The organism is Caulobacter sp. P1_B12_2 (assembly GCF_056406675.1).
In genome coordinates this window covers 1-2,070 of the sequence record NZ_JBFTZS010000619.1, presented here as the reverse complement: position 1 = coordinate 2,070, position 2,070 = coordinate 1, and the positions used below count along the sequence as shown (strand labels likewise).

Here is a 2,070-nt window from a genome sequence, read left to right as displayed (position 1 = left end):
GGCACGGTGCGTCTGGCCACCCAGCTGGACCGCATCCGGCTGGACCTGACCGCCGTGCGCGAGGACCCGACCCTGACCGCCGTGGTCAAGGTGCAGGGCACCGCCGCCAAGCCGGAGATCACCCTGACCTCCAAGCCGGAGCTGCCCCAGGACGAGGTGCTGTCCCAGGTGCTGTTCGGTTCGTCCGCCGCGAACCTGACCCCGATCGAGGCCGCGCAACTGGCCTCGGCCCTGGCCGCGCTGGCGGGCGGCGGCGGGTTCGACGTGATCGGCAACCTGCGCAGCCTGGCCAGGCTGGACCGACTGTCCTTCGCCGACAGCGCCACCGGCATGACCGTGGCCGGCGGCAAGTACGTGACCGACGACGTCTATGTCGAGATCATCGGCGGCGGACGGGAAGGGCCCTCGGCCCAGGTCGAGTGGCGAGTCCGACGGGCCCTGTCGCTGGTCTCCAAGCTCGGCAGCCAGGGCGACGCCCAGCTTTCGGTCCGTTGGAGAAAGGACTACAACTAGCCGGCTTTCCTCCGCCTCCAGGCATGGCGGCGGAAGCGCGCAGTGACGGATCCGGATCGCGACCCTGGCCTCGACCGAGCCGGGCCGTGTTCGGAGCAAGGCTGTTGCGCGGGCTACCGGTTTCCTTGAGCGAGGAAGCACGAATTGCCCGCGGCCCTTGGTTTAGTTTGAACTGAGGGAGACCGTGAATTCATGCGACTCAACGACGAGGATCGCGCCGTTCTGCGACATCTGGCGGACCAAGGTCCCCAGATCATCGATCGGGCGGTCGCCTGGTGCGGCATCAACTCCGGAAGTCGCCATCTGGGCGGCCTGCAGCGCCAGCGGCAAGTTTTGCTCGACGCCTTCGCAAACCTGCCCGCCGCGCCGACCGACATTCCGCTGAGTGCTTCGCCAGAGGTCGGGGCCGACGGCCGGATCGGCGAGCAGGCCCATCCGGCGGCGATCGCCGTGGTCGTGCGCCCCGAGGCGGCGGTCCAGGTCGTGCTGACCGGCCACTACGACACTGTCTATCCCGAGACGTCCGGCTTCCAGACCGTCTCCACCCGGCCTGACGGCGCGCTGCACGGGCCGGGAATCGCCGACATGAAGGGCGGGATCTCGGTGATGCTGGCGGCGCTGGAGGCCTTCGAACGCCATCCGCTGGCCCACAACGTCGGCTATCGCGTACTGCTGTCACCGGACGAGGAGATCGGCTCGATCGCCTCGGCGCCGATCCTGGCGGAGTTCGCGCGCCAGGGGCACGTGGGCCTGACCTATGAGCCGGCCCTGGCCGATGGCTCGCTGGCCAGCGCCCGCAAGGGCTCGGGCAATTTCCACATCGTGGTCCACGGCAAAGCCGCCCACGCGGGGCGCGATTTCGCCGCCGGCCGCAACGCGGTGATGGAAGCCGCGCGGATCGCCCAGGCTCTGCACGCCCTCAACGGCCTGCGCGACGGCGTGACCTGCAACATCGCCAAGATCGACGGCGGCGCGCCGTTGAACATGGTGCCGGACGTCGCCGTGGTCCGCTTCAACGTCCGTTTCCCGACGGCCGGCGACGCGGCCTGGTTCGAGGGCGAGGTCGCCAAGATCGTCGCCGGGACCGGGGAGGGGCTGCACGCCCACCTGCATGGCGCCATCACCCGCGGCGCCAAGCCGTTCAACGCCGCCCAGCAGCGGCTGTTCGGGGCGGTGAAGGAGGCCGGCGCKCTGCTCGGTCAGGACATCGGCTGGAACCCGTCCGGCGGGGTGTGCGAGGGCAACAACCTGTTCGCCTCTGGCCTGCCCAATGTCGACACCCTCGGCGTGCGCGGCGGCGACATCCACAGCGAGGCCRAGCACGCCTGGCCCGACAGCTTCGTCGAACGCGCCCAGTTGTCGGCCCTGATCCTGATGAAGCTGGCGAGCGGCGAGATCGACGGTCCCGCCTTGCGGGCCGCCATGACCGACCTCGCGGAGACCGTTTGAGCATGCTCGTCGTCCGCCCCGCCATGCCCGCCGATTTCGACAGTCTGATGGAGTTGGCCGTGCTGTCGGGCCGCGGCTTCACCAGCCTGCCGGAGGACGAGCACACCC

At 69.9% G+C, this 2,070-nt stretch carries 3 protein-coding genes; all 3 read left to right on the top strand.

The features are described 5' to 3' along the window. Positions 1-513, top strand: a 513-nt coding sequence (locus AC1DZ6_RS24115) for a translocation/assembly module TamB domain-containing protein (protein WP_477099633.1), incomplete at its 5' end; no start/stop codon positions are given. Positions 514-705: 192 nt separating this feature from the next. Then, positions 706-1,962, top strand: coding sequence for a hydrolase (locus tag AC1DZ6_RS24110; RefSeq protein ID WP_477099632.1), 1,257 nt, complete (start codon positions 706-708; stop codon positions 1,960-1,962). 2 nt (positions 1,963-1,964) lie between these two features. Next, the coding region (locus AC1DZ6_RS24105; RefSeq protein WP_477099634.1) for an arginine N-succinyltransferase at positions 1,965-2,070 on the top strand (106 nt) is incomplete at its 3' end.